General features: G+C 70.9%; 22 protein-coding genes. 11 read left to right on the top strand and 11 right to left on the bottom strand.

Features of this window, described 5'->3' with window-relative positions; all coding sequences use genetic code 11:
• Nucleotides 1-48 precede the first annotated feature (48 nt).
• Nucleotides 49-855, top strand: coding sequence for an HAD family hydrolase (locus ACFVJX_RS20440; protein ID WP_384130687.1), 807 nt, complete (start codon nucleotides 49-51; stop codon nucleotides 853-855).
• A gap of 142 nt (nucleotides 856-997) precedes the next feature.
• On the opposite strand, the gene ACFVJX_RS20445 is transcribed toward ACFVJX_RS20440, so the two are convergent.
• The 8 genes from ACFVJX_RS20445 to ACFVJX_RS20480 all read right to left on the bottom strand — a co-directional run bounded on the left by ACFVJX_RS20445 (nucleotide 998) and on the right by ACFVJX_RS20480 (nucleotide 8,482).
• Nucleotides 998-1,561, bottom strand: coding sequence for a DinB family protein (locus ACFVJX_RS20445; RefSeq protein WP_384130690.1), 564 nt, complete (start codon nucleotides 1,559-1,561; stop codon nucleotides 998-1,000).
• Between the two features lie 371 nt (nucleotides 1,562-1,932).
• A complete protein-coding gene (locus ACFVJX_RS20450) occupies nucleotides 1,933-2,295 on the bottom strand; it encodes a hypothetical protein (RefSeq protein WP_384130692.1) in 363 nt (120 codons plus the stop codon).
• Nucleotides 2,296-2,366: 71 nt separating this feature from the next.
• The gene (locus tag ACFVJX_RS20455; RefSeq protein ID WP_384130695.1) at nucleotides 2,367-2,891 is read right to left on the bottom strand and encodes a hypothetical protein; all 525 of its coding nucleotides are present in this window, start codon (nucleotides 2,889-2,891) and stop codon (nucleotides 2,367-2,369) included.
• 295 nt (nucleotides 2,892-3,186) lie between these two features.
• Nucleotides 3,187-3,777, bottom strand: a complete 591-nt coding sequence (locus tag ACFVJX_RS20460; protein ID WP_384130698.1) for a TetR/AcrR family transcriptional regulator — start codon at nucleotides 3,775-3,777, stop codon at nucleotides 3,187-3,189.
• A gap of 198 nt (nucleotides 3,778-3,975) precedes the next feature.
• Nucleotides 3,976-4,872: an ABC transporter permease gene (locus tag ACFVJX_RS20465; RefSeq protein ID WP_384130834.1), complete on the bottom strand. Its 897-nt coding sequence runs from the start codon at nucleotides 4,870-4,872 to the stop codon at nucleotides 3,976-3,978.
• A 4-nt stretch (nucleotides 4,873-4,876) separates the two neighbouring features.
• Nucleotides 4,877-5,866 carry an ATP-binding cassette domain-containing protein gene (locus ACFVJX_RS20470; protein WP_384130701.1) on the bottom strand — a complete coding sequence of 330 codons (990 nt, stop codon included), beginning with the start codon at nucleotides 5,864-5,866 and terminating at the stop codon, nucleotides 4,877-4,879.
• A gap of 144 nt (nucleotides 5,867-6,010) precedes the next feature.
• On the bottom strand, nucleotides 6,011-7,243 hold the full coding sequence (locus tag ACFVJX_RS20475) for an outer membrane lipoprotein carrier protein LolA (RefSeq protein WP_384130704.1): 1,233 nt from the start codon (nucleotides 7,241-7,243) through the stop codon (nucleotides 6,011-6,013).
• Nucleotides 7,244-7,471: 228 nt separating this feature from the next.
• A complete protein-coding gene (locus ACFVJX_RS20480) occupies nucleotides 7,472-8,482 on the bottom strand; it encodes a polyprenyl synthetase family protein (protein ID WP_384130708.1) in 1,011 nt (336 codons plus the stop codon).
• A gap of 156 nt (nucleotides 8,483-8,638) precedes the next feature.
• On the opposite strand from ACFVJX_RS20480, the gene ACFVJX_RS20485 reads away from it, so the two are divergent.
• The 10 genes from ACFVJX_RS20485 to ACFVJX_RS20530 all read left to right on the top strand — a co-directional run bounded on the left by ACFVJX_RS20485 (nucleotide 8,639) and on the right by ACFVJX_RS20530 (nucleotide 21,127).
• Nucleotides 8,639-10,138 (top strand): peptide MFS transporter, encoded by a 1,500-nt coding sequence (locus ACFVJX_RS20485; protein ID WP_384130711.1) that lies wholly within the window; start codon nucleotides 8,639-8,641, stop codon nucleotides 10,136-10,138.
• Nucleotides 10,139-10,147: 9 nt separating this feature from the next.
• On the top strand, nucleotides 10,148-12,142 hold the full coding sequence (locus ACFVJX_RS20490; protein ID WP_384130715.1) for a CocE/NonD family hydrolase: 1,995 nt from the start codon (nucleotides 10,148-10,150) through the stop codon (nucleotides 12,140-12,142).
• 147 nt (nucleotides 12,143-12,289) lie between these two features.
• Nucleotides 12,290-13,519, top strand: coding sequence for a fumarylacetoacetase (fahA, locus tag ACFVJX_RS20495; RefSeq protein WP_384130718.1), 1,230 nt, complete (start codon nucleotides 12,290-12,292; stop codon nucleotides 13,517-13,519).
• On the top strand, nucleotides 13,516-14,163 hold the full coding sequence (locus tag ACFVJX_RS20500; protein ID WP_384130721.1) for a GPP34 family phosphoprotein: 648 nt from the start codon (nucleotides 13,516-13,518) through the stop codon (nucleotides 14,161-14,163). The genes fahA and ACFVJX_RS20500 overlap by 4 nt, the downstream gene beginning before the upstream one ends.
• Nucleotides 14,164-14,337: 174 nt before the next feature.
• Entirely contained in the window at nucleotides 14,338-15,108 is a 771-nt protein-coding gene (locus ACFVJX_RS20505) for a GntR family transcriptional regulator (RefSeq protein WP_384130723.1), read from the top strand.
• A gap of 56 nt (nucleotides 15,109-15,164) precedes the next feature.
• Nucleotides 15,165-15,392, top strand: coding sequence for a ferredoxin family protein (locus ACFVJX_RS20510; RefSeq protein WP_033297536.1), 228 nt, complete (start codon nucleotides 15,165-15,167; stop codon nucleotides 15,390-15,392).
• A 14-nt stretch (nucleotides 15,393-15,406) separates the two neighbouring features.
• The gene (locus ACFVJX_RS20515; protein WP_384130726.1) at nucleotides 15,407-16,774 is read left to right on the top strand and encodes an ABC transporter substrate-binding protein; all 1,368 of its coding nucleotides are present in this window, start codon (nucleotides 15,407-15,409) and stop codon (nucleotides 16,772-16,774) included.
• Nucleotides 16,771-17,634: an ABC transporter permease gene (locus ACFVJX_RS20520; RefSeq protein WP_384130729.1), complete on the top strand. Its 864-nt coding sequence runs from the start codon at nucleotides 16,771-16,773 to the stop codon at nucleotides 17,632-17,634. The genes ACFVJX_RS20515 and ACFVJX_RS20520 overlap by 4 nt, the downstream gene beginning before the upstream one ends.
• Nucleotides 17,631-18,380 carry an ABC transporter ATP-binding protein gene (locus ACFVJX_RS20525; protein ID WP_384130732.1) on the top strand — a complete coding sequence of 250 codons (750 nt, stop codon included), beginning with the start codon at nucleotides 17,631-17,633 and terminating at the stop codon, nucleotides 18,378-18,380. Before ACFVJX_RS20520 ends, ACFVJX_RS20525 begins: the two co-directional genes overlap by 4 nt.
• Nucleotides 18,381-18,406: 26 nt before the next feature.
• Nucleotides 18,407-21,127 carry a fumarate reductase/succinate dehydrogenase flavoprotein subunit gene (locus ACFVJX_RS20530; protein ID WP_384130735.1) on the top strand — a complete coding sequence of 907 codons (2,721 nt, stop codon included), beginning with the start codon at nucleotides 18,407-18,409 and terminating at the stop codon, nucleotides 21,125-21,127.
• Between the two features lie 229 nt (nucleotides 21,128-21,356).
• Here the strand turns inward: ACFVJX_RS20530 and recQ are convergent, their stop codons facing one another.
• The 3 genes from recQ to ACFVJX_RS20545 all read right to left on the bottom strand — a co-directional run bounded on the left by recQ (nucleotide 21,357) and on the right by ACFVJX_RS20545 (nucleotide 26,850).
• Complete coding sequence (recQ, locus tag ACFVJX_RS20535) at nucleotides 21,357-23,441, bottom strand: DNA helicase RecQ (RefSeq protein WP_384130738.1); 2,085 nt, start codon at nucleotides 23,439-23,441, stop codon at nucleotides 21,357-21,359.
• A 179-nt stretch (nucleotides 23,442-23,620) separates the two neighbouring features.
• A complete protein-coding gene (gene nuoN, locus ACFVJX_RS20540) occupies nucleotides 23,621-25,282 on the bottom strand; it encodes an NADH-quinone oxidoreductase subunit NuoN (RefSeq protein WP_384130741.1) in 1,662 nt (553 codons plus the stop codon).
• Nucleotides 25,279-26,850, bottom strand: a complete 1,572-nt coding sequence (locus ACFVJX_RS20545; RefSeq protein WP_384130744.1) for an NADH-quinone oxidoreductase subunit M — start codon at nucleotides 26,848-26,850, stop codon at nucleotides 25,279-25,281. Before ACFVJX_RS20545 ends, nuoN begins: the two co-directional genes overlap by 4 nt.
• Between the last annotated feature and the right edge of the window lie 2 nt (nucleotides 26,851-26,852).

A 26,852-nucleotide genomic window follows, 5' to 3' on the forward strand; every position in this document is an offset into this window, starting at 1 on the left:
GTCCCGCGGCGTCGCGGGACAACTCCACACCGGCCCTAGTCTTGCCCCATGCCTCTCCCACCCGCATATGCCCTCGTCGCCACGGACCTTGACGGCACCCTGCTGCGCCGCGACGACACCGTGAGCCCCCGCTCCCGCGCCGCGCTCGGCCTCGCCGCAGCCGCCGGGGCCCGGCATCTCGTGGTCACGGGCCGGCCGGTGCCGGGGGTACGGGGGCTGCTCTCCGCGATCGGGTACCGGGGACTGGCCGTCTGCGGGCAGGGCACGCAGTTGTACGACGCCGGGGCGGGACGCATCGTGCGGGCGGTCACGCTGGACCGGGAGCTGGCAGATGCGGCGCTCGGCAAGATAGAGGCGCAGGTGGGGCAGGTCTTCGCGGCGGTGGACCAGGACGGGCCCGACGGACGGACCCTGATCGAGCCCGGCTACCTCATGCCGCACCCCGCACTGCCGGCCCACCAGGCACTCCACCGGGACGAGTTGTGGGCCGCCCCGGTCGTCAAGGTGCTGATCCGGCACCCGGAGCTGGACGACGACGCGCTCGCTGCCGCCGCACACGCGGCGGTCGGGGACCTCGCCACGGTCACACTGTCCGGACCGGGAACGGTAGAGCTTCAGCCGTACGGCGTGGACAAGGGCGCCGGGATCGCCCTCGCCGCCGAGCACCTGGGGCTGGACCCGGCGACCGCGATCGCCTTCGGGGACATGCCCAACGACCTGCCGATGTTCCGCAGTTGCGGCTACGGGGTGGCAATGGCCAACGCCCACCCGCTCCTGCGGGCCGCGGCGGACGAGGTGACGCTGTCCCACGAGGAGGACGGGGTCGCGGTGGTGCTGGAGCGGGTCTTCGGCTGAGCGGGCCGTCAACGCCCGTCCGGCACAGCCGACATGGGCCGGCGGCAACCATGTCTGCCCCGTCGCTGTCCGGCGGCGACTGCGCGACGAGCTGATCACCTGCCGGGGCGCCACGGCCCCACAATCGCCGCCTACCGGAATGTCATACCCGGCGCGGCACGGATCCGCCCTGCCAGCGGTAGAGGTCGCGCAGCAGGGAGATCTCGGCGCCGTGATGGATCAGCTCCCTGTTGACGTGCAGGACCCTGTTCTCCATGGGATACGGCTCGGGACCCATCGCGGGCGGATTGTCCAGGTCGGCGTCCGAGAGTTCGCGGACCCCCGCGTTCCATCTCCCGTACATCTCATCGAGCTGTTTCAGCGCCTCGTCAGCGGTCCCCGCGTAGGCGAACGCCTCGGCGTCGAAGTCCTGGCCGTCGAAGTACCACTCGACCCGATAGGCCAGGCACGAGACGACGATGTGCGCCAGCCGCCAGGCAATCGTGGTCACCGGCGCCGGCACCGGTTCAGGGGACGCGGAGTCCATCGTCCATTCCGCCGAAACCGCAGACACCGGTGCGGCGGACGTGTCACGTGGGCGGATGCTCCAGCAGCCGGGCACCGGCTCCCAGAAGTACTCCTCATCGGTAAGACCGTGCAGCCGCGGGCGCAGGTTCTTGTGCCAGTACCAATCCAACTGGTCCGCGATTCGCTCGCTTCTTGTCATTTCCGCACACTACATATGCCGGAGACCGGCCTGCGACCCTCACCGTTGCCGTCGTCGACCACGGCAACCTGCGGCACCAGGGGCGCTCATGCGCACTTCGGCCCCCGCCGGTGCAAGCGGCTTTGCGATATCAACAACCCGACCCACGGGGCGTGATCGGCTACAACGGGAATTCGTTCTTCCAAGGAGCGTCCAAGCCGTCCGGATCGACACCGAGGTCCCGTAGCACATCATCGACATCTTCCGGGGTCGCCACCGTGGCCACGTACACTCGTTCGATGTCTTCTTCCCCGAAGCAGGCGTCTTCGTTCACGAGGCGTTGCGGGATTTCAACTGTCGACTATTCGTAGCCGCGGGCAGCCCAAGACCGCTCAATCACTCATAAGCTTCAATGCTTCACGTGCTGCCGCAACCACATCAAGCCACTCTTGGGAATTAATGATCTCTTCATCGCCTGACGTGGCTGAAGAGAGGACTGAATTAAGTGCAACGTTCAGCGCCTTCATCAGTGCGACCTCCTCATCCCCCACAAGGACATACCCCACCCTTCCGCCTGGTTCAGCCAGCACACCGGAATCATCGAAAAAATCCAAGGCACCATCAAGGCCTGAAGAATCAGAGTCCACATTCACCCAGTTTCCTTGCTGCCAATCTTGATCACTCAGCTTGACCAACCACTCGATCAACTGGGCTCGAATCCAGGGGGTCTGAAGATCCTGATCATCAAGGGGCATCTCAAATCCTCTACGCCTGCCGCCCTCTTAAGCTGGCCCGGTCCACTCTGGCGCGATGCGATAGGCCATCATCATTCCGTTGCCCTCAGCGGGCCGAATTTTGATGGGGCGTGGTGATCTCCGAAATCCTCATGCCATGCACACCGTCCCGCCAGAACATAGGTTGGCCCACCGTTGATAACGTAGAGATTTCCCGCGAGTTCCGAATCAGCGTCACCCAGAATCCCCTTTTTATTTGATTCAATTGCCTCCGAAATTTCAAGACGCTCGAAGAATGTCCGTAGATGCATCAGCTCAACCGAGGCAAATAGGACATCGATGCGCGTTTCTGAGCCCTCCACACCAACGCTGCGCAGAAGCAACATCGAGTGGCTGACGGAATAATGCCAAACCTGGAATTCGCGCTCCCACTTCACAATGTCGCGCACGTCACCCTCCAGAAAGAAAACTTGGCACACCGCCATGCGGAACTGGACCAGCCCCGCGTCCTCTGCCAACGGCCGCTCGGAAGCTGCCCGGTAGCCGTACGCCGCAGCCCAGAGGCGCCACGCCGTGAGGGCCATTCCCGCGAGGGCGCAGCCGATCAGCAGCCGCAACCCGGTGCCGTCCGCGAAGTACGTCTGGATCCCGTGCGTGGAGTGGAACGAGCCGACGGCCAGATACAGCGCGGACGGAGCGGCGAGCAGCAGTGTCAGGCAGAGCAGGATCTTCTCGTGGCGCGGAAGGCCGCGCCGCTGCTGCCGTCATCCAGAACGCCATGCCCACCCCCCAGGTGCGATTTGCAAACGCGCATGCAAAAGCTAGAGCGAACGTCGTCTGCTCGCAAGGGAGTTCCAGGTTTGGCTGTACCTCAGTACGCGGTCCCGGGGTGCGACGGCAACGCCGCCCCCGTCAGCCGCCCACGCCCCCCAGTGACCGCAGCACGTGTTCCACCAGCGTCGCCACCGCCTCCGCGTCCTGCATCGGCTTGCGCAGTACGTGGCGGTAGTAGACCGGGCCGTAGAGCATCTCCACCGCGAGGCGCAGGTCGGCGCCCGGTGGGATCTGGCCCTGGGTCTGGGCGCTGCGGAGGCGGTTGACCGCTGCTTCGAAGCGGGGCTCGATCAGCTGGGTGCGGACCGTTTCCGCCAGTTGGTCGTCGTGGTGGACCTCGGAGAGTATTCCGGCGTACGCGGGGCCGAAGGGCGGGACGGAGAGGACGTTGACCGCGCCCGTGACGTGGGTCCACAGGTCTTTGGCGATGTCACCGGTGTCGGTGAACGGGGTGGCCTGGACCAGGGCCTCCGTGAACGCCTCCAGCAGCACCGCGCTCTTCGAGGGCCACCAGCGGTAGATCGTCTTCTTGCTGACACCCGCCCGCGCGGCAATGGCCTCGACCGTGACGCGGCCGTATCCTTTCTCCGTGCACAGGGCGAGGGCGGCCTCCAGGGTCGCCCTGCGTGAGCTCTCGCTGCGGCGCAGCGAACTCGGCGATGTGATCATTCGGTGAGCATAGGGCTGTTCGAGCCAATCCTTGTTGACAGTCCGTCGCCAAAAGTCGAACAATGCTCAGGTGGAAACGGAACGTACCGTGTCGGCTCGTTCCAGCGCTTCCGCACCGTTCGTGCCGTTCGTGCCGCGACGAGCCGATCGGGGGACGGCTCGCCCGGCCGACGGTACGGGTGAGGGAGCCGTGTCCGGTCAGGCGGTGATGTCCTTCGCCGTGAACCGCGCCCAGGCCGCCGAGCCGAACACCGCCGCGTACAGGCCCTGGAGCTCCAGGTTCTTCAGCAGGTCGTCCCAGTAGACGGGGGCGCGCAGGAGGTCCGCGAAGGACAGCCAGTAGTGCGGGAAGAGGTACGGGTGGATCCCGTGCAGCTGCGGGATGGTGTCCAGGATCTGCACCGTGATCAGCAGGCCGACCGTGGCCGCCATCGCCGCGATACCGCTGTTGGTGAGGGTCGAGACGAACAGTCCGATCGCCGCGAAGCCGATCAGTGACACGGCGACCGCCACCGCGATGACCGCCGCTCTCAGCAGGCCCTCGCCGAAGCCGATACGGGTGCCGGAGATCGTCGTGACGTCCCCGACGGGGAACAGGAGCGCGCCGACGGCCAGCGCGGACGCCGCCACGACCAGGGTCGCGATCAGGCAGAAGACCAGTGTGGTGGCGTACTTGGTGAGCAGCAGCCGGGTCCGGCCGGCCGGGGCGACCAGCAGATAGCGCAGCGTGCCCGCGTTGGCCTCGCCCGCTACCGAGTCGCCCGCGATGACGCCCACCGCCATCGGGAGGAAGACCGGGAGCGTGGCGGCGAGGGAGGCGAAGACCAGGAAGAGGCCGTTGTTGGTGACCTGGGAGAGGAACGCGGGGCCGGCCCCGCTCTCGCCGGGGCCGGCCGGTGAGCCGTCGGCCGTCTCGATGCGCACCGCGATCCCGATCAGTACGGGAACGGCGGCCAGCACCCCGAGCAGGGCGATCGTGCGCCAGCGGCGCAGGGTGGTGGTCAGTTCGGAGCGCAGGATGCCCAGGGTCCACAGCGGCTTGCGCCGGGGCGGGCGTGCCTCCTCGCGTACCCGTGCCTGTTCGGCCTGCGGCATCGAATCAGCCTGCGACATCGAATCCCTCTCCGGTGAGCGCCACGAACGCGTCCTCCAGTGAGGCCCGCTCGACGCCGAAGGAACGTACCCGGACTCCCGCGTGGACCAGGGCCGCGTTCAGGTCGGACAGTTCGACCGAGCCGGGTGGAGCGTCCGCTCGCACCCGGTCGCCGTCCACCGTGACTCCGCCGATCCCGTGCTCCTCGATGACCCGGGCGGCCTCGGCCGGGTCCGGGGTGGTGACGGCGAGACGGCCGCGGGTGCCTGCCGCGAGGTCGGCGACCGGGCCCTGGGTGAGCAGCCGGCCGCGTGCCATGACCGCCGCGTGCGTGCAGACCTGCTCGATCTCGTCGAGGAGGTGGGAGGAGAGGAAGACCGTGGTGCCGTCGGCGGCCAGCTCCCGGACCAGGGTGCGGATCTCCCGCATGCCCTGCGGGTCCAGGCCGTTGGTCGGCTCGTCCAGGACGAGCAGTCTGCGGGGGCGCAGCAGGGCGGCTGCCAGGCCGAGGCGCTGCTTCATGCCCAGCGAGTACGCGCGCGCCTTCTTGGCGCCCGCTGCGGCCAGTCCGACCCGGTCCAGGGCGTGGGCGACGCGGGTGCGGCGGGTGCGCGGGTCGGCGGTGGGGTCGGCGCAGTCGTAGCGCACGAGGTTGTCCCGGCCGCTGAGGAATCCGTACAGCGCGGGTCCCTCGATCAGCGCCCCGACCTGCGGGAGCACCGTGCGGGCCGCGGCCGGCACGGTGTGGCCCAGGACGCTCGCGGTTCCGGAGGTCGGGTCGATGAGGCCCATCAGCATCCGGATGGTGGTGGTCTTCCCGGAGCCGTTGGGCCCCAGGAAGCCGAAGACACTGCCGCCGGGGACGGTGAGGTCGAGCCCGTCGACGGCGAGCTGGCCGCCCCGGTAGCGCTTGGTCAGGCCGCGGGTCTCGATCACGGGCACCGGCTCGCTCACGGGTACGGGCTCGATCAGGGGCGCGATGTCGGCACCTGTCATGTCTACTCCCGAGGGGTCGCGATGCGGGCCGAGGGGTCGCGATGCGGGCCGAGGGCTGCGGACTGCGGGCCCGCGGATCGAGTCCGCCCCGCCGTATGGAGGCTACGGCGGGGCGGACCACTGGTTGCGTACACCCAGGCGGTGTCAGCCGGCGTCTGCGGCCTTCACCAGCGCGTCCTTCGTGACCGCGCCGACGTACACCCGGCCGTCGTCGGTCATCAGGGCGTTGACCAGGCGGGTCTTGAAGACCGTGCCCGAGCCGAACTTGCCGGTGACCTTGTCGCCGATCGAGCCCAGCAACTGCTGTGCCTCGGCCGGTACGTCACCCGACGCCTTCGACGGCGATCCCTTGCCGCCGGGGGCCTTGATCTCGGCGATGCTGTTCCAGCCCTCGCCGATCACGTTCAGGCCCTTGAGCTCACTCAGACCGCTCAGACCGTTCTCGGGCTTCTGCGCCTTCTCGTGCTTCGCGGCGCCGTCCGCCTCGGTGACCTCGGCGCCCTTGGGCGGGGTGAAGGAGAACGAGGACGCGTCCGGCTTGCCGAAGTCGACCGACGTGAATCCGGCGTCGACCGCCGCCTTGCCGCCGCTGCTGGGCTGGAGCGTGAACTTGAGCGGCACGCCGCTCTTCGCGTCCACCGCGACGGTGATCGAACCGATCGTGGAGCCGCTCTGCTCGGGCTTGATGACCAGCCGGTAGGCGTCGCGGCCCGCGACCTGCGCTGTGCCGCCCACCGTCACGGACGTGGTGCCGTCGGCCGCCTTGAGGGCCTGCTCGGCGAAGGCCTTCGGGGTGGTCGGTACGCCGTCGGGGGCGGCCTGGTGCTTGCCGCGCTTCGCTTGGTCCGCCGCGCTCTCCTTGGCGTGGTAGACCGCGTTCGACCCGCTGTCGTACGCCCACACCTCGGCGCCGTTGTGGATGAGGCTGTACTCGGAGGCGTTGTCCAGGATGGACACCCGCTGCTTGTCGGGGCCGTCCGCGGCCACCCGGAGGGTGTGCGTGCCGGAGGCGAGCTCCGTCAGCTTCGCCTGCGGGTCGGCGCTCCCCGAGCCCTTGTCGCCCGCGCCGTCCGGGACGAAGGAGCCGGCCAGTCCGCCCAGCGACGGGATGCCGAGGTCGGTGCTGATCTTCACCGTGCCGGACAGCTGCTGCGTGTCCGACGCGGCGATCTTCTCGATGAGTTCCTGCGCGGTGATCTCCGGCAGGTCGGGGTCGCCCGAGCTCGCGAGTGCCGGGACCAGCCCGATCGTCGCGGCCGCCACTCCCGCCACCGCGACCGGGACGATGTAGCGCACCGCCTTCCGGCGGCCTGCGACGGCTCCTGGGGTCTCGTTCCCGGTCGTGCCCTCGGTCGCTGCGCTGTCGTTCGGTGCCATGTGTGCCCTACCTCCGTGGTCGGCGGCTTCCGTCCGGATGCACTCGTCCACTCCGTGCCGCCATTCTCACCCGATTTGGTCCGGAGCGGTTGTTCTCCATCTGACCAAATCGGGCCGCTTCAGGCGTCAGCCCGCGGGAGCAACTCCGCGTACCTCTTCGGGATGACACCCGGCGGCCGTTCCTCAGCCATCCCGTAGGGGTCGGGGTGCAGAGCGGGGCGGGAGGGCTCAGCCCGCGCGGTGCACCACGGCGTCGCACATCTCTTCCAGGGCGGACTTCGCGTAGCAGGCGGGCAGCGGGGCCAGCGTGGCCCGCGCCTCCTCGGCGTACCGGATGGTGTCGCGTCGTGCCTGGTCCAGGGCCGGGTGGGCGCGCAGCCGGCGCAGTGCCTCGGCGAGCCGGTCGCCGTCGGTCAGGTCGCCGTCCAGCAGCTCGACGAGCTCCAGGTCGTCCGGCTTGCCGTCGGCCGCGGCCTGCGCCCTCAGGTGGAGCACGGGCAGCGTCGGGATGCCTTCGAGGAGGTCGGTGCCGGGGGTCTTGCCGGACTCGTGGGAGTCGGAGGCGATGTCGAGGACGTCGTCGGCGAGCTGGAAGGCGACGCCGAGCCGTTCGCCGTACTGGGTGAGCGTGTCGGTCGCCGCGTCGTCGGCACCGGCCATCATCGCGCCGAAGCGGCAGGCCACGGCGACCAGTGAGCCGGTCTTGCCGCGCATCACCTCGAGGTAGTGCTCGACCGGGTCGCGGCCGTCGCGCGGGCCGGCCGTCTCCAGGATCTGGCCGGTGACCAGGCGCTCGAACGCCTCGGCCTGGATCCGCACGGCCTCGGGGCCGAGGTCGGCCAGGATGTGCGACGCGCGCGCGAAGAGAAAGTCGCCGGTCAGCACCGCGACGGAGTTCCCCCAGCGGGAATTGGCGCTGTCGACGCCGCGCCGCACGTCGGCCTCGTCCATCACGTCGTCGTGGTACAGCGTCGCGAGGTGCGTCAGCTCGACGACGACGGCGGCGGGCACCACCCCGGGTGCCTCGGCGTCACCGAACTGGGCCGCCAGCATCCCCAGCAGCGGCCGGAACCGCTTCCCACCCGCGTGCACCAGGTGCTGCGCGGCCTCTGTGATGAAGGGCACCTCGCTCTTGGTGGCATCGAGCAGCCCCGACTCGACAGCAGCCAAACCGGCCTGGACACCGGCTTCAAGAGCCTGGTCCCGCACGCTCAGTCCGAACGGCCCGACGACGGTCACGAGGGGATCTCCTGTCTGCTGACGATCACACGGAATGTCGATGTGTCGCTGTCATCACTCAAGTCAGCGTATCCGGTCCCCTTTGGATCACCGTGGGCGCCTTCCCGCCACCGCCGGTATGTTCGGGATCAGCTCATACGATCAGGAGTTGTCCCTTTGTCCCACACCGCTGCCGACACCGAGTCCGCCCAGCCCCCACCCGGCGACGACCACGCCTTCTTCGGCCAGCCACGGGGTCTGATGACCCTGTCCGGCCTGGAGGTGTGGGAGCGGTTCTCGTTCCTCGGCATGCAGGCGATCCTGGTCCTGTACTTCGCCGACACCGTCGCCAACGGCGGCATGGGAATGGCGGCCGGTACCGCCGCGTCCGTGTCCGCCGCCTACGGCACCCTCGTCTACCTGGTCTCCGTGGCCGGCGGCTGGCTGGCCGACCGGATCCTCGGCTCGTACCGCGCCGTCCTGTACGGCGGCGTACTGATCGCCTGCGGCCACTACGCCATGGCGGTTCCCACCGACGTGATGACCTGGGTCGGGCTGGGGCTGATCAGTGCCGGAACGGGCCTGCTCAAGCCCAACGTGGCCACCATGGTCGGCAAGCTCTACCGCACGGACGACGAGCGCCGCGACGCCGGCTTCGCCCTCTACTACATGGGCATCAACATCGGCGCGTTCCTCGGCCCGCTGGTCACCGGCTGGCTCGGTGACCACGCGAGCTGGCACTGGGGTTTCTCGGCCGCCGCGTTCGGTATGACACTCGGCCTGATCCAGTACGTGCTGGGCCGCCGTCACCTGGCCGGGCGTAAGAACACCGCCGAATTCGCGCTGGCCCCCGCGCCGATGCGCCGGGCCGTCCGGCTCATCGTCGTAGGTGCCGTCGTGGTCGCCGCCGTCGCCACCGCTCTGGCGCTGGCGGGCTGGCTGACCATGGACCGCTTCGTCGACCTGCTCACCCTCATCTCGGTGATCGCCCCGGTCGTGTACTTCGTGGTGATGTTCAGGAGCCCCCGCGTCACGCCGGAGGAGCGCGGCAGGCTGCGTCCGTACGTGGTGCTGTTCCTGGCCTCCGTCGTCTTCAACTTCATCCTCTTCCAGGCGTACTCGACGATGATCCTGCTCGCCTCGACCAACGCCCGTGCCGAGATCTTCGGCTTCCACTTCCCGGCCAGCTGGTACGCCTCCGCGCTCGGCGCCTTCGAGGTGGCGCTCGCTCCGGTGGTGGCGGCCGTCTGGGCGAGGATGGGCCCGCGCCAGCCGCACGCGTCCAACAAGATCGCGATCGGGGTGATCCTCGGCGGGCTGTCGTTCCTGCTGATGGTCCTGCCGACCTCCGGGCACTCCGGGGACAGCTACAAGATGGCCGCCTGGTGGATCGTCGGTTCGTACCTGCTGCTCGGCCTCGGTGACATCCTCCTGGAGACCTCCGGCATGTCCGCGACCACCAAGCTCGCCCCCAGGGCGTTCGCCAGCCAGACGATGGCGCTCTGGTTCCTCTCGCTGGCCCTCGCCAACGGCATCCAGGCCCAGATCGTGAAGCTGTACGGCGAGGTCTCCAACCCCGCCTACTTCGGTGTCAATGGCGCCATCGCGGTGGCGGCCGGTGTGGCCGTCATCGCCGCCGCCCCCTGGCTCAGGCGCACCATGCACCCCGTCCACTGAGGTGGCCCCATGCACATCGAGACCGCGTTCCCGTACGAGACGACCCGCGAGGACCTCTACATCCCGCTGCCGGGCGGCACCCAGCTGTACGCCCGGATCTGGCGGCCGGTCACCGACGAACCCGTCCCCGCGCTGCTCGAGTACCTGCCCTACCGGCTGAGCGACTGGACGGCGCCGCGCGACTGGCAGCGCCACCCCTGGTACGCGGGCCACGGCTACGCCTCGGTGCGGGTCGATGTACGCGGCCACGGCAACAGCGAGGGGCTGCCGGGCGACGAGTACGACGCGACGGAGCTCGCCGACGGCGTCGCCGTCGTCCACTGGCTCGCCCAGCAGGAGTGGTGCTCGGGCCGGGTCGGCATGTTCGGCATCTCCTGGGGCGGTTTCAACTCCCTCCAGATCGCCGCGCTCGCCCCCGAGCCGCTGAAGGCGATCGTCACCGTGTGCTCGGCGGACGACCGCTACGACAACGACGTCCACTACATGGGCGGCTCGGTCCTCGCCGTGGACATGCACGCCTGGGCGGCGACGATGCTGGCCTTCGTCTCCCGGCCGCCCGATCCGGCCCAGGTCGGCGCCGTGTGGAAGGACATGTGGCTGGAGCGGCTGGAGGCCGTCGAACCCTTCATCCACACCTGGCTGGCCCACCAGACGCGCGACGACTACTGGCGGCACGGCAGCGTCTGCGAGGACTACTCCGCCATCAAGGCGAACGTCCTCGCGGTCGGCGGCTGGCACGACCCGTACCGCGACACCGTCCTCCGGCTCGTCGAGCACCTGGACCCGGCGAAGGTCCGCGGGCTGATCGGGCCCTGGTCGCACCAGTACCCCGACCGCGGCCTGCCGCCGGGGCCCGGCATCGGCTTCCTCCAGGAGACGCTGCGCTGGTGGGACCAGCACCTGAAGGAGAAGGACACCGGGGTCATGGCGGAGCCGCTGCTGAGGTCCTGGATCAGTGAGTCGCACCGGCCCGCCACGGTGTACGAGACGCTGCCCGGCCGCTGGGTCGGGGAGACCAGCTGGCCGTCGGAGAACGTCGCGCCGGTCGCGTACGCGCTCAAGGGCGGACCGCAGACCGTCGACTCACCGCAGCAGACCGGGGTGGACGCCGGCCGGTTCTTCCCGTTCGGCAACGACGCCGACCTGCCGCCCGACCAGCGCGACGAGGACGCCAAGTCGGTGTCCTTCGAATTCCCGGTCGAGGACGCCCCGATCGAGATCCTGGGCCGCCCCCGGGTCCGGCTGCGCATCCGGATGGACGGGCCGCGCGGTCAGGTGATCGCCCGGCTCTGCGATGTCGCCCCGGACGGCTCGTCCACGCTCGTCACCCGCGGCGTCCTCAACCTCGCCACCCGGCACGGCCGGGACCGTGCGGACGACTGGCCCGCCGGGGCCACCGAGGACGTCACGTTCGAGCTGAACGGCATCGGGCACGCGTTCCCGCCCGGCCACCGGATCAGGCTCGCGGTCTCCTCCTCGTACTGGCCGTGGATCTGGCCGCAGGCCGGTTCGGCGGGCTTCACGCTCGACGCCGACGGCAGCCTCGTCGAACTGCCGGTGCGCCGGCACACCGAGGACCCGGCGATCCACTTCGAGGAGCCGGAGCAGTCGGAGCCCCTCGGGGTCGTTCACCCCGCCACGCTCGACGAACAGCGTCCCGAGCGGCTGGTGATCCGCGATGTCGCCAAGGGCGAGTGGCGGATGGAGGTCGATCCCCGTTACGGCGGGACCCGGGTCTACTCGGACGGTCTGGAGTTCACCGAGGACGCGGTGGAGACGTACACGATCCAGGAGAACGACCCGCTCTCCGCGCGCACCCGTTCCGACTGGACGATCCGGCTGCACCGGCCGGAGATGGCCTGGGACGCGCGGATCGAGACGCGCTCGGAGATCTCCGCCGACGCGAGCGACTTCATCACCTCCAACGAGGTGGTGTGCAGGGACGGCGACGAGGTCGTCTTCCACCGGACGTGGGAGAAGCGCATTCCGCGCACGGCCGGGTGAACGGTCCCGTCAGTCCCCGGGTACTTCCGCGTACCCGGGGATACGGCGGAACTTTCCGGGCATTGGGGATGGTTGGGGCACTGCCGCCGGGCGGGGTGCCCGACGTAACGTGTCCCCCAAGCGACCTGGAAAGCGAGGCAGCAACAGATGCCCGAGCAGAGCAGCCCGCTCGAACTGGACGAGGGCGATCCCTTCGGTCCGCACAACCTTCCGTACGGCGTCTTCTCCACCCCCGACCGGCCCGGAGAGCGACGCGTCGGCGTCCGCATCGGCAGTCACGTACTGGACGCCGGAGCGGCCGCACTGGCCCTCGGCTCGCCCTACGCCCAGCTGCTGGCCCAGCCCGACCTGATGCCGCTGCTCGCGGCCGGCCGCACCGCCTGGCGCGATGTCCGCCGGGCGCTGACCGCGTGGGTGACGGTCCCCGCCCACCGCGCGGACATAGAGCCGCTGCTGCACCCGGTGGACTCGGTGACGCTCCACATGCCCTACCGGGTGGCGGACTACGTCGACTTCTACGCCAGCGAGCACCACGCCACCAACGTCGGCCGGATCTTCCGTCCCGACGGTGCCGCGCTCACCCCCAACTGGAAGCACCTGCCGATCGGTTACCACGGCCGCGCGGGCACGGTCGTCGTCTCCGGTACGGACGTGGCCCGCCCCTCCGGCCAGCGCAAGGCCCCCACGGACCCGGCGCCGGTCTTCGGCCCGTCCGTCAAGCTGGACATCGAGGCCGAGGTCGGCTTCGTCGTCGGCGTCGGATCGACGCAGGGCCACCCCGTCGCCCTCGCCGACTTCCGCGAGCACGTCTTCGGCCTGTCGCTGCTCAACGACTGGTCGGCGCGCGACATCCAGGCGTGGGAGTACGTCCCGCTCGGCCCCTTCCTCGGAAAGTCGTTCGCCACCTCCGTGTCGGCGTGGGTGACGCCGCTGGAGGCCCTGGACGCGGCCCGGACCGCCCCGCCCACCCGGGACCTCCCCCTTCTGCCCTACCTCGACGACGCGGCCGACGAGGAGCCCGGCGGCTTCGACCTGCGGCTCTCCGTCGCGATCAACGGCCAGGTCGTCGCCGAGCCGCCGTTCTCCACCATGTACTGGACGGCGGCCCAGCAGCTGGCCCAGATGACGGTCAACGGCGCCTCGCTGCGCACCGGCGACCTGTACGGCTCAGGCACCATCAGCGGCGCCGAACCGGCCCAGCGCGGCTCCCTGCTCGAACTCACCTGGAACGGGCGCGATCCGCTCGAACTCCCGGAGGGCAAGCGGACGTTCCTGGAGGACGGCGACACGGTGACGCTGACGGCCTGGGCGCCCGGACCGGACGGCACCCGGGTGGGCCTCGGCGAGGTCACCGGAAGGATCGTGTCCGCGCCATGACCCCACCACCGCCCGGACCGACGCTGCCCGAGGAACTGCTGCTGCTCGCCCTTGACCCCGTGCGCGGCAAACCGTTCTGCCGCAACCGCTTCCTGGAGTACGCGATGGCCGGGGCCGTCCTGGCGGAGCTGGAGCTCCAGGGGCGGATCACCGAACAGTACGGGCAGGCGCAGGTGGTCAACCCGCTGGAGCCGCCGGACCCGGTGCTCGCCTCGGTGATGCGGAGCCTGCCGGCCCCGGGCAAGAGCAGACGGGGTTCCGGGGTGTCGGCCAGGGGCTGGGTCCGGCACGCGGGGCGGCAGGTCGAGGGCATGTACCTGGACGCCCTGGTGGAGCGCGGCATCCTGCGCCGCGAGACCCACCGTTTCCTCGGCCTGCTCCCCTACCACCGCCACCCGGTGGCGGCGAAGGACCTGGCGGCACAGGCCCGGCAGCGGTTCGTCGCGGCCGAGCAGTCGGACTTCCCCGACCACCGCTGCCGGGCGCTGGCCGCGCTCGTCTCGGCGGCGGGCCTCTCCCGCGTCCTCGGCACCGACCGTGGCAGCCGCAGGGCGATGCGCCGCCTGATCCGCGAGCAGTGGCCGGCCCACGCGGTGCTCCGCAACGTCCGCCGGGACAAGGCGAGGCAGTCGGACGGCGGGTAGCCACCCGGCGGGCCGCCGGAGCGGGCGGAGCCGCCGCCCCCGCACCACGCGGCGGTGGCAGATCTTCCCTCTCCGGCCCCGTCTCCGCAGGTCACAGCGGTCCGCCGGAATCCCCCAGGTGGCGCAACACTGCGGCAACACCAACTCCGGCAAGGCGTCGGTATGGTCCACCGCATGCCAGCCGAACGCATCCGTGAGCACACCGTGCCCGTCGCCGCCGCCCGCCGGCGCCGACTGCGCGCGGACGGTGCCCGGCTCCTCGCCGACCTGCTGCGCCACCAGGTGCGCACGGGCGCGTTCCCCGGGGGTGTCCTGCCGTACGAGGACACGATCGGCACCGACTACCGCGTCTCGCGCAACACCGTCCGCCAGGCCCTGGACCTGCTGCGTGGCGAGGGGCTGGTCGAACGGCAGCCGGGCGTGGGCACCGTCGTCGTCAATGAGAAGTACCCGCACGCACTCGACCGGCTCCAGGGGCTGGCCGAGACCCTGCACGAACACGGCAGGGTCACCAACGAGGTCCGTACCGTCGGACCGGTCCCGGCGCCCGCGCCCGTCGCCCGGCGGCTCGGCGTCACCGAGCACACCGACGTGCTCTACATCGAGCGCCGCCGGCTGCTGAACGGGCTGCCGCTCTCCCTCGACCTCACCTACGTCCCAATGGACATCGGTGCCGGACTGCTCGGCAGCGACCTGGAGAACACCGATGTGTTCCGGCTGCTGGAGTCCCTGACCGGCCAGCCGCTGGGCAGCGCCGACATCACCCTGGAGGCCGTCAACGCCGACGCGCACTCCGCCGCCGTCCTGGAGACCCCGCGCGGCTCCGCCGTGCTGATGCTGGAACGCCTCACCCATCTCGCCGACGGACGCCCCGTGGACCTGGAGTTCATCCGCTTCCGCGGCGACCGCATCAGCATGAACGGCGTACTGCACCGGACCGGCTGACCCCGCCTCCCCCTCCCCCGCCCGAACCTGCCTGAACCCCTTCCCTGGAGACCGCCATGCCTCTGGCGCCCCAGCGGGCCGACGTGCCCGTGACCATCGACGAGTCGAAGTGCATCGACGGCTGCACCCTCTGCGTCGACATGTGCCCGCTCGACTCCCTCGCCATCCACCCCGACAGCGGCAAGGCGTACATGCACGTCGACGAGTGCTGGTACTGCGGCCCGTGCGCGGCCCGGTGCCCCACCGACGCGGTCACCGTCAACATGCCCTACCTCCTTCGCTGAAAGGCCCGGCTCCCATGCGACGCACAGCATTCGGTGCCCTGCTCGCCGCCGCGCTGCTGGCCCCGCTGACCGCGGGCTGCGGTGCCGGGGCGAGCGCGGACGACAGCGGCACGGTCACGGTGACCGTCGGCTACCAGTCCCGGACCATCAACACCGTCACGGCCGGCACCCTGCTGCGCTCCCTCGGCTACTTCGAGGACGAACTGCGTAGCCGCGGAAAGCGGGACGGTGTCACGTACAAGGTGAAGTGGCAGGACTACGCAACCGGCGCCCCGATCACCGCGCAGATGACCGCCGGGAAGATCGACATCGGCTCGATGGGCGACTTCCCGCTGCTGATCAACGCGGCCCGGGGCAAGCAGCTGAACCGCCCCACCCGGCTTGTCTCGGTCACCGGCTACAACCTGGCGGGCGGCCTCAACACCGTGGTCACAGGACCGGACTCCGGGCTGCGCTCGCTGAAGGACCTGCGCGGGAAGAAGGTCTCCACGAGCATCGGCTCGGCGGCCGACGGCACCCTCGTCCGCGCGCTCCAGCAGGCCGGGCTCGACCCGGAGAAGGACATCCGCAAGCTCAACCAGCAGCCCGCCGTGGGTGCTTCGGCACTCCAGTCGGGCAGCGCGGACGCCCTGTCGCAGTTCGTGGCGTGGCCCGGACTGCTCGCCTTCCAGGGCAAGGCGAAGGCGCTGTACGACGGCGCCGAGCTGAGCCTGCCGACCTTCCACGGGGTCACGGTCCGCCAGGACTTCGCGAAGAAGCGGCCGGCCTTGGTGGAGGACTTCCTGCGCGCCCAGGGCCGGGCGACCGACTATCTGCACGAGCACCCGGTCGCCGCGTCCGAGTCCGTCGCGAAGGCCACCGGACTGCCCGCCGAGGTCGTCCACCTCTACAACGGCGCCCAGGGCATCGCCACCTTCGACACCACCCTGAAGCCCGCCCTGATCGCCGCCCTGAAGAAGGACGTCCCGGTACTGCGCTCGGCGAAACTCGTCGGCGACGTCGACGTGGACGGCTTCGTCGACGACAGCTACCTGAAGCGGGTGTACGGCACCGGCTACGCCAAGGCCCTCGCCGCCGGTCCGCCCGCCCGGCGCGGTGGCGAGGTGTGGCTGAAGGGGAAGGACGCGACGACCGCGTTCCCCACCCCCGTCGCCCTGCTGCGGTACGTGGCCGCGCACCGCGACACGGTCCGCACGGCGTACGTCCCCGACGCACGCACCGGCACGCTGTGGTTCGCGGACCGGGCGGTGTGGGTCGCCGACGGCTCCGAACTGCGGCCGTACGTCACGCAGTCCGCGGCCCGCGCCGATGTGGCGGCGCACCCCGGCGCCCGTACCGTCCCGTACACCACCGCGCTGGCCCGAGCCCGGTCCGCCTCATGAGCCGCCGCTGGTCCCTGGTGCGGCGGGCGCTCTCCCTGATCGCGGCCCTCGGCCTCTGGCAGGTGCTCACCTCCTACGACATCAACCTGTGGCTGCGCTTCGAGCAGTTCCCGACGGTGACGGAGGTGGCCCGCGCCTACGCGGACCGGATCTCCGGCGACGCGTACTGGCAGGACCTCACCGACAGCCTGACCCGGATCGTCACCGGCTTCGCGCTGGCCGCCGTACTCGGGGTCACCGTCGGCACGGCCGTCGCCCGGTCGCGGCTCGCCGCCGATCTGCTCGGCCCGGTCCTCGAAGTACTGCGGCCCGTACCGGCGATCGCGCTCGTCCCTGTCGCGATCCTGCTCTTCCCGAGCAATGAGCAGGGCATCGTCTTCATCACCTGCACGGCGGCGTTCTTCCCCGTCATGGTCTCCACCCGGCACGCCGTCCGGGCGCTGACCCCGGTGTGGGAGGAGGCCGTCCTGACGATGGGCGGCGGGCGGTGGCGGATCCTGTGGTCCGTCGTGCTGCCCGGCGCGCTCCCCGGCATCCTCGGCGGTCTCTCCGTGGGCATCGGGGTGTCGTGGATCTGTGTGATCTCCGCCGAGATGATCTCCGGCGAGTACGGGGTCGGCTACCGCACCTGGCAGGACTACACGGTCGTCGACTACCCCGGCGTCTTCGTCGGCATGGTCACCATCGGTCTGCTCGGCTGGCTGACGTCGACGGCCGTGGAGCTGCTGGGCCGCCGGCTGACCCGGTGGCTGCCGCGTACGGAGGGCCGGTCTGCGGCTCCCGTACGCCGCCGGCGGCCCGCCCCGGCCGCGCCCGCCGCCCCCTCCGTCCGTACCGCACAGGAACGGGTGCGTTCATGACCAGCGCTGTTTCGACCCACCCCCACGGCGTCCGGCTCACCCTGCGCGATGCCACGCTCGGCCGGGCCGGGGTGCCCGTCCTGACCGGCGTCGGCCTCGACGTCGTGCCGGGCGAGATCCTCACCGTCGTCGGCCCGTCCGGCTGCGGGAAGTCGACCCTGCTGCGCACGCTGGCCGGGCTGCTGCCGCCACTCGGCGGCGAGGTCCGCCAGGACGGCGAACCCGTCACCGCGCCCCGCGCCGAACGGGCCCTCGTCTTCCAGGACGACGCGCTGCTCCCCTGGCGCACGGTCCGAGCCAACGTCGAACTGCCCCTCGCCATCCAGGGGGTCCGGCGCGCCGAACGCCGGGAACGGGCAGCGGAGTGGCTGGCCAGAGTCGGCCTGGAGGAGCACGCCACCAAGCTCCCGCACCGGATCTCCGGCGGTCAGCGCCAGCGCGTCCAGCTGGCCCGCGCCCTGGCCGGCGGGCCGCGCGCGGTCCTGATGGACGAACCGTTCGGCGCGCTGGACGCCCAGACCAGGGCCGGGATGCAGCAGTTGCTCGTCGAGGTGCTCCAGGGCACCGGCGCCACCGTCGTCTTCGTCACGCACGACGTGGACGAGGCGCTGTTCCTCGGGGACCGCGTCGCGCTGCTCTCCACCGGCCGGGTGCTGACCGTGCCCCGCCCGCGCGAACGCGCGGCCCGTACCGACCCCGCGACGGTCGCACTGCGCCGCGAGGTCCTGGAATCCCTCACCCCCTGAACTCCCCTCTCCGGAAAGGCCCTCCCGTGCAGATCCCCGCCCTCGCCGACGCCGAGGAACTCTCCTGCGACGTGCTGGTGGTCGGCGGCGGTACGGCCGGCACGATGGCGGCCCTCACCGCCGCCGAGCACGGCGCCTCGGTCCTCCTGCTGGAGAAGGCGCACGTCCGTCACTCGGGCGCCCTGGCCATGGGCATGGACGGCGTGAACAACGCGGTGATCCCGGGCCGCGCCGAACCCGACGACTACGTCGCCGAGATCACCCGCGCCAACGACGGCATCGTCGACCAGTCCACCGTCCGCCAGACCGCGACGCGCGGCTTCGACATGGTGCGGCGGCTGGAGTCGTACGGGGTGAAGTTCGAGAAGGACGAGCACGGCGAGTACGCGGTGCGCCAGGTGCACCGCTCCGGTTCGTACGTGCTGCCGATGCCCGAGGGCAAGGACGTGAAGAAGGTCCTCTACCGGCAGCTGCGCCGCCGCGAGATGCGCGAACGCATCCGGATCGAGAACCGTGTCATGCCCGTGCGCATCCTCACCGGCGACGACGGCCGGGCCATCGGCGCGGCCGGCTTCAACACCCGCACCGGACGGTTCGTCACGGTCCGCGCGGGCGCGGTCGTCCTGGCCACCGGAGCCTGCGGCCGGCTCGGACTGCCCGCCTCCGGCTACCTCTACGGCACCTACGAGAACCCGACCAACGCAGGTGACGGCTATGCCATGGCGTACCACGCGGGCGCCGAGCTGACCGGCATCGAGTGCTTCCAGATCAACCCGCTGATCAAGGACTACAACGGTCCGGCCTGCGCGTACGTGGCGAACCCCTTCGGGGGCTACCAGGTCAACCGGCACGGCGAACGCTTCGTGGACTCCGACTACTGGTCGGGGCAGATGATGGCCGAGTTCGCGGCGGAAGTGGCCTCCGACCGGGGGCCGGTCTACCTGAAGCTGAGCCATCTGCCGGAGGAGTCCGTCAGTGCGCTGGAGTCGATCCTGCACTCCACCGAGCGGCCGACCCGCGGCACGTTCCACGCGGGGCGCGGCCACGACTACCGCACCCACGACATCGAGATGCACATCTCGGAGATCGGCCTGTGCGGCGGCCATTCGGCCTCCGGCGTCCGGGTCGACGACCACGCCCGGACCACGGTCGAGCGCCTCTACGCGGCCGGTGACCTGGCCTGCGTCCCGCACAACTACATGATCGGCGCGTTCGTCTTCGGTGATCTGGCGGGCGCGGACGCGGCCCGGTTCACCGCGTACGAGGGCGAGTTGCCGGCCGACCAGCTGCGGGCCGCGCACGAGCTGGTCTACCGGCCACTGCGCAACCCGGACGGGCCGCCGCAGCCGCAGGTGGAGTACAAGCTGCGCCGTTTCGTGAACGACTACGTGGCCCCGCCGAAGTCCGGCGCCCGGCTCTCGATCGCCCTGGAGTCCTTCGAGCGGATGCGCACGGACCTCGCGCAGATGGGTGCGAAGACCCCGCACGAGCTGATGCGGTGCGCCGAGGTGTCGTTCATCCGGGACTGCGCGGAGATGGCGGCCCGCTCCTCACTGGCCCGCACGGAGTCCCGCTGGGGCCTCTACCACGAGCGCACGGACCATCCGGAGCGGGACGACACGGACTGGTTCCACCACCTGGACCTGTACAAGTCGGCTTCCGGGGCCATGGAGTTCACGGCTCGCCCGGTGGCGCCCTACCTGGTTCCGGTGGAGGGCTTCGCCCCGGCCGGCGGGCCGGTGCGGCGGATCGGCGAGGTGGAGCCCGAGGGAGTGGGGACGGCGGGGGCGCGCGACGCGGCACCGGTGTCCGGCTCGCCGCGTACGGGTGCCGCCGCCGTGCCCGGTCCCGTCGTCTCCACATCGCCGCGCATTCTGGAGCTCCTCGCCCTGAGCGAGGGCGAACCCGGACTGGCGGCCCTCGCCCCCTACCTGGCCGACCCCGACCCGGCCGTCCGCCGGGCGGCGGTCGCCGCGCTCACCGAGTCGACCCCGCCGGGCGCCGGCCCCGCACTGGCCGCGGCGCTGGGCGATCCGGACCCGGCCGTCCGCGCGGCCGTCGCCGCGTCCCTGCGCGAACTGGTCGAGGTGCTGAACCCCGAACCGGCGCTGCGGACCCCCCTGGTCACCGCACTCGCCTCGGCCGACCCGGTGGTCCGGGCCGCCGCGCTGGACACCCTGCGGGCGCTGCGGCTGGGCGACGCGGAACTGTACGCCGGCACGCTGACCGACCCGGATCTCGATGTGCGGGTCGAGACCGTGCGTGCGCTGGTGTCGGTGGACGCCGTCGCCGGGCTGGTCCTGGCCGCATCGGACCCGTCCCGTGAGGTGCGGGTGGCGGTGGCGAAGGGCCTGGCTGCGGTCCGCTCCCCGGCACCGGAACCGCTCGCCCCGCTGCTGGACGACCCGGACGCGCTGGTCCGCGCGGCGGCCCTGGGCGCGCTCGCGGAGACGGGCTGCCCGGCTCCGTACGCCGAGCGGGCGGTTGCCGCGCTGACGGACCCGGCCTGGCAGGTCCGGGCGGGCGCCGCGAAGGGCCTCTCCTCGGCGGACCCGGGGCTCGCTGTTCCCCCGCTGGCCGCCGCCCTGGCCGACCCGAACGCCGACGTGCGCAAGGCGGCGGTGCTCGCACTGCTGCGTCACCCGGACGACTCGGCGGCGCGGGAGTCCCTGGCCGGGGCGGTCGCGGACCCGGACGCGGATGTCCGGGCGTACGCGGGGCGGGGGATGGCGGTCAAGGGCGCGTGACTCGTCCACACGGCCTCGCGTGAACCGGCCGCCGCGCGGAACGGCCGCCGCGCGGACCCGGACGCGGATGTCCGGGCGTACGCGGGGCGGGGGATGGCGGTCAAGGGCGCGTGACTCGTCCACGCGGCCTCGCGTGAACCGACCGCCGCGCGGACCGACCGCCGCGCGGACCGACCGCCGCGCGGACCGGCCGCCGCGCGGACCGGCCGCCGCACCCCCGGCACCCGCCTCAGTCGAACTCGGGCGGCTCCTCGTCCCACCCGAACTCCGGATCGGCTGCCGGAGCGGCAGGGGCCGGAGCCGGCGCGGGCACCCGGGCCGGGGCCGCGTGGGCGGGAGCCGGGGGCGCCTGGGCCGGAGCCGTCTCCGCCTGGGCGGGAGCCGTATCAGGCGTCGGGGACGAGGCCGGAGCCGCATCCGCGCCCGTATCCGCGTCCGCGCCCGCCGGGGCCGCAGGCCCCGCGTCGGCGTCCGGGAGCCCCGCCAGCACCTCCAGCACGCCCTCGCCGTACGTCGCGAGCTTCTTCTCGCCCAGGCCGCTGATGCCGCCCAGCTCCGCGAGCGAGCCCGGCCGCAGCGCCGCGATCTCCCGCAGCGTCGCGTCGTGGAAGATCACGTACGCCGGGAGGCCGAGCTCCTTGGCCTGGGCGCCGCGCCAGGCGCGCAGGGCCTCGAAGACCGGGACGGCCGACTCCGGGAGATCGGCGACGGCTGCCGCCCTGCCCTTGCCGCTCTTCGAAGAGGAGGAGCGGGCCGGTGCGGCCTTCTTCGGTTCCTTGCGGAGCAGCACCTCGCGCTCCCGGCCGAGGACGGAACCGCTCTCCTCGGTGAGAACCAGCGTGCCGTACTCGCCCTCGACGGCGATCAGGCCCTGGGCGAGCAACTGACGGACCACGCCCCGCCATTCCGCCTCGGCCAGCTCCTCGCCGATGCCGAACACGGAAAGCTGGTCGTGGTCGAACTGGATCACCTTCGCCGTCTTGCGGCCCAGCAGGATGTCGATGATCTGGCCCGCGCCGAACTTCTGTCCGCGCTCCCGCTTCAGCCGTACGACCGTGGACAGCAGCTTCTGGGAGACCACCGTGCCGTCCCACGTCTCGGGCGGGGCCAGGCAGGTGTCGCAGTTGCCGCAGGAGGCGGCGGTGGGCTCCTGGCCGAAGTACTTCAGCAGCTGGGCCCGGCGGCACTGCACCGTCTCGCACAGGGCCAGCATGGAGTCCAGGTGGGAGGCGGCCCGGCGACGGAAGGCCTCGTCGCCCTCGCCGCCCTGGATGAGCTTGCGCTGCTGGACGACGTCCTGGAGTCCGTAGGCCATCCAGGCCGTGGAGGGGGCGCCGTCACGGCCGGCCCGGCCGGTCTCCTGGTAGTAGCCCTCCACGGACTTCGGCAGGTCGAGGTGGGCGACGAAGCGCACGTCCGGCTTGTCGATGCCCATGCCGAAGGCGATCGTCGCGACGACGACCAGGCCCTCCTCGCGCAGGAAGCGGGACTGGTGGACCGCTCGGGTGCCGGCGTCCAGACCCGCGTGGTACGGGACGGCCTCGATGCCGTTGCGGCAGAGGTACTCGGCGGTCTTCTCGGTCGAATTACGCGAGAGGCAGTAGACGATGCCGGCGTCCCCGGCGTGCTCCTCCTTGAGGAAGGACAGCAGCTGCTTCTTCGGGTCGGCCTTGGGCACGATGCGGTACTGGATGTTGGGCCGGTCGAAGCCCGCCACGAAGTGCTTGGCGTCCGGCATGCCGAGGCGCTGGGTGATCTCCCGGTGGGTGGCCTCCGTCGCCGTCGCCGTCAGCGCGATGCGGGGTACGTCGGGCCAGCGCTCGCCCAGTACGGACAGGGCCAGGTAGTCGGGCCGGAAGTCGTGGCCCCACTGGGCGACGCAGTGCGCCTCGTCGATCGCGAAGACGGAGATCTCACCGCGGGAGAGCAGCCCGAGGGTGGAGTCCAGCCGGAGCCGCTCCGGGGCCAGGTAGAGCAGGTCCAGCTCTCCGGCGACGAACTGGGCCTCCATGGAGCGCCGCTCGTCGAAATCCTGCGTGGAGTTCACGAATCCGGCCCGCACGCCCAGCGCCCGCAGCGCGTCCACCTGGTCCTGCATCAGGGCGATCAGGGGCGAGATGACGATGCCCGTGCCGGATCTGACCAGGGACGGGATCTGGTAGCAGAGCGACTTGCCGCCACCGGTCGGCATCAGCACGACGGCGTCCCCGCCCGCGACCACATGGTCGACGACGGCTTCCTGCTCGCCCCGGAACGTCTCGTACCCGAAGACCCGGTGGAGCGTCTCCTGCGCATCGCTCTCGGTCACGCTCATGGTCACGTCCGTCACGCCCGTCCCGCCCGTCCTGCTCATCGTCGCTCTGTTCCCCCGACGGCTGTCCCGTTCTGTCCCTGCGCTCTCCCCTGCCACGATAGGCGCCGCCTACGACAACGCCGGACGGGCTTGACCTCCAAGCCCGTCCGGCGCTGTCCGGCAGTGGTGCGCGCTACCCGCTACCGCACGAAGACCCCCGCCTGGCCTGCCAGGTCCAGGAAGTACTGCGGGGCCAGGCCCAGCACCAGGGTGACCGCGACGCCGACCGCGATCGTGGTCATCGTCAGCGGAGACGGGACGGCGACCGTGGGGCCGTCCGCCTTCGGCTCGCTGAAGAACATCAGCACGATGACCCGGATATAGAAGAACGCGGCGATCGCCGAGGAGATCACACCGACGACGACCAGTCCGCCCGCGCCACCGTCGGCCGCGGCCTTGAACACCGCGAACTTCCCGGAGAAGCCCGAGGTGAGCGGGATACCGGCGAAGGCCAGCAGGAACACCGCGAAGACCGCGGCGACCAGCGGGGAGCGCCGGCCGAGCCCGGCCCACTTCGACAGGTGCGTCGCCTCGCCGCCCGCGTCGCGCACCAGGGTGACGACGGCGAAGGCGCCGACGGTCACGAAGGAGTACGTGGCCAGGTAGAAGAGGACCGAGGAGATGCCCTCCGGCGTGGCCGCGATGGCACCGGCCAGGATGAAGCCGGCGTGCGCGATCGAGGAGTAGGCCAGCAGCCGCTTGATGTCGGTCTGGGTGATGGCGACGATCGCACCGCCCAGCATCGTGAGGATCGCGACGCCCCACATGACCGGCCGCAGGTCCCAGGTGAGGCCCGGGACCACCACGTACAGCAGGCGCAGCAGCGCACCGAACGCGGCGACCTTCGTGGCCGCGGCCATGAAGCCGGTGACCGGGGTCGGGGCGCCCTGGTAGACGTCCGGGGTCCACATGTGGAACGGGACGGCGCCGACCTTGAAGAGCAGGCCGGTGAGGATCATCGCGCCGCCGATGAGCAGCAGCGCGTCGTTGCCCATGGTGTCGGCGAGCGCCGGGTCGATCTGCTGGATCGAGCCGTCGACGACGGAGGCGATCTTCGCGTACGAGACGGAGCCCGCGTACCCGTACAGCAGGGCGATCCCGAAGAGCAGGAACGCCGAGGAGAAGGCGCCGAGCAGGAAGTACTTCACCGCGGCCTCCTGCGACATCAGCCGCTTGCGGCGGGCGACGGCGCACAGGAGGTAGAGCGGGAGCGAGAAGACTTCCAGGGCCACGAAGAGCGTCAGCAGATCGTTGGCGGCGGGGAAGACCAGCATGCCCGCCACCGAGAAGAGGAGCAGCGGAAAGACCTCGGTGGTGGTGAACCCGGCCTTGACGGCGGCCTTCTCGCTGTCGCTGCCGGGGACCGATGCGGCCTGCGCGGCGAACGAGTCGACGCGGCTTCCGTGCGACTCGGGATCGAGCCGCCGCTCGGCGAAGGTGAAGACGGCGACCAGGGACGTCAGCAGGATGGTGCCCTGGAGGAACAGTGCGGGCCCGTCGACGGCCACGGCCCCCATCGCGGCGATGTGCGCCTTTGTCGTACCGTATCCGCCGGCCGCCAGGCCGATCACCGCGGCGAACGCGGCGACGAGGGCGACGACCGCCAGGAAGACCTGCGTGTAGTAGCGGGCACGGCGCGGCACGAAGGCCTCGACGAGCACGCCCAGGACGGCGACACCGATCACGATCAGGACCGGGGTCAGCTGGGCGTACTCGATGACCGGCGCCGTGAACTTCTCCGGGGCGGCCGTAGTCACCCCGCTCGCCGTTGTCCACAGGCTGTGGACAGCTGTTGCGCTCACTTGGCGGCCTCCACCTCGGGCTGGGGGTCCTTCTTCTGTACGTCCGACATGGTGTGCTGCACCGCCGGGTTGACGATGTCCGTCAGCGGCTTCGGGTAGACGCCCAGGAAGATCAGCAGTGCGATCAGCGGGACGACCACCACCAGCTCACGGACCTTGAGGTCCGCCATGCCCTGGACCTCGGCCTTGACCGGTCCCGTCATCGTCCGCTGGTAGAGGACGAGGACGTAGATCGCGGCGAGCACGATCCCGGTGGTGGCGATGATGCCGACCGCGGGATACGCGGAGAACGCGCCGACCAGGACCAGGAACTCGCTGACGAACGGGGCGAGCCCCGGCAGCGAGAGGGTGGCCAGACCACCGATCAGGAAGGTGCCGGCCAGAACCGGGGCCACCTTCTGCACTCCGCCGTAGTCGGCGATGAGCCGCGATCCGCGCCGGGTGATCAGGAAGCCCGCCACCAGCATCAGCGCGGCCGTCGAGATGCCGTGGTTGACCATGTAGAGCGTCGCACCAGACTGGCCCTGGCTGGTCATCGCGAAGATGCCCAGGATGATGAAGCCGAAGTGCGAGATCGACGCGTAGGCGATCAGCCGCTTGATGTCGCGCTGGCCTACGGCGAGCAGCGCCCCGTAGACGATGCTGATCAGCGCCAGGACCAGGACCACCGGGGTGGCCCACTTGCTGGCCTCCGGGAAGAGCTGGAGGCAGAAGCGGAGCATCGCGAAGGTGCCGACCTTGTCGACGACCGCGGTGATCAGCACGGCGACCGGGGTGGTCGCCTCACCCATGGCGTTGGGCAGCCAGGTGTGCAGCGGCCACAGCGGGGCCTTCACCGCGAAGGCGAAGAAGAACCCGAGGAAGAGCCAGCGCTCGGTGCCGGTCGCCATGGAGAACGTGCCGTTGGCGCGGGCCTCGGCGATCTCGGAGAGCGAGAACGTCCCCGCGACGGTGTACAGCCCGATCACCGCGGCCAGCATGATGAGGCCGCCGACCAGGTTGTAGAGGAGGAACTTCACCGCCGCGTACGAGCGTTGCGCGGCGGCGTTCTCGTCGCTCCCGTTGTGGGCCCGGTCCCCGAAGCCGCCGATGAGGAAGTACATCGGGATGAGCATGGCTTCGAAGAGGATGTAGAAGAGGAAGACGTCGGTGGCCTCGAAGGAGAGGACCACCATCGCCTCCACCATCAGGATCAGGGCGAAGAAGCCCTGGGTGGGGCGCCAGCGCGAGGAGTTCGTCTCCAGGGGGTCGGCGTCGTGCCAGCCGGCCAGGATGACGAAGGGGATCAGCAGGGCGGTGAGCGCCATGAGCGCCACCCCGATGCCGTCCACCCCCAGCTCGTACCGCACACCGAAGTCCTTGATCCAGGCGTGCGATTCGGTGAGCTGGTAGCGGCTGCCGCCCGGTTCGAAGCGGGCGAGCGCGACGCCCGCCAGGACCAGGGTGGCGAGTGAGAAGAGCAGCGCCAGCCATTTGGCGAACGTGCGCCGCGCGGCCGGGACCGCGGCGGTGGCGACCGCGCCGATCGCCGGGAGCGCCGCCGTCGCTGTCAGGAGGGGAAAGGACATGT

It is taken from the genome of Streptomyces sp. NPDC127177, from assembly GCF_042672475.1.
GTDB lineage: Bacteria > Actinomycetota > Actinomycetes > Streptomycetales > Streptomycetaceae > Streptomyces.

Coding starts and splice junctions, on each gene's coding strand:
- ACFVJX_RS20475 (WP_384130704.1), bottom strand. CDS start 7,243: ATGGCACCGAACGACAGCGCAGCGACCGAGGGCACGACCGGGAACGAG.
- ACFVJX_RS20505 (WP_384130723.1), top strand. CDS start 14,338: ATGCCAGCCGAACGCATCCGTGAGCACACCGTGCCCGTCGCCGCCGCC.
- ACFVJX_RS20545 (WP_384130744.1), bottom strand. CDS start 26,850: ATGTCCTTTCCCCTCCTGACAGCGACGGCGGCGCTCCCGGCGATCGGC.
- ACFVJX_RS20445 (WP_384130690.1), bottom strand. CDS start 1,561: ATGACAAGAAGCGAGCGAATCGCGGACCAGTTGGATTGGTACTGGCAC.
- recQ (WP_384130738.1), bottom strand. CDS start 23,441: ATGAGCGTGACCGAGAGCGATGCGCAGGAGACGCTCCACCGGGTCTTC.
- ACFVJX_RS20470 (WP_384130701.1), bottom strand. CDS start 5,866: ATGACAGGTGCCGACATCGCGCCCCTGATCGAGCCCGTACCCGTGAGC.
- ACFVJX_RS20525 (WP_384130732.1), top strand. CDS start 17,631: ATGACCAGCGCTGTTTCGACCCACCCCCACGGCGTCCGGCTCACCCTG.
- ACFVJX_RS20440 (WP_384130687.1), top strand. CDS start 49: ATGCCTCTCCCACCCGCATATGCCCTCGTCGCCACGGACCTTGACGGC.
- ACFVJX_RS20490 (WP_384130715.1), top strand. CDS start 10,148: ATGCACATCGAGACCGCGTTCCCGTACGAGACGACCCGCGAGGACCTC.
- ACFVJX_RS20515 (WP_384130726.1), top strand. CDS start 15,407: ATGCGACGCACAGCATTCGGTGCCCTGCTCGCCGCCGCGCTGCTGGCC.
- ACFVJX_RS20460 (WP_384130698.1), bottom strand. CDS start 3,777: ATGATCACATCGCCGAGTTCGCTGCGCCGCAGCGAGAGCTCACGCAGG.
- fahA (WP_384130718.1), top strand. CDS start 12,290: ATGCCCGAGCAGAGCAGCCCGCTCGAACTGGACGAGGGCGATCCCTTC.
- ACFVJX_RS20465 (WP_384130834.1), bottom strand. CDS start 4,872: ATGCCGCAGGCCGAACAGGCACGGGTACGCGAGGAGGCACGCCCGCCC.
- ACFVJX_RS20520 (WP_384130729.1), top strand. CDS start 16,771: ATGAGCCGCCGCTGGTCCCTGGTGCGGCGGGCGCTCTCCCTGATCGCG.
- ACFVJX_RS20510 (WP_033297536.1), top strand. CDS start 15,165: ATGCCTCTGGCGCCCCAGCGGGCCGACGTGCCCGTGACCATCGACGAG.
- ACFVJX_RS20500 (WP_384130721.1), top strand. CDS start 13,516: ATGACCCCACCACCGCCCGGACCGACGCTGCCCGAGGAACTGCTGCTG.
- ACFVJX_RS20450 (WP_384130692.1), bottom strand. CDS start 2,295: ATGCCCCTTGATGATCAGGATCTTCAGACCCCCTGGATTCGAGCCCAG.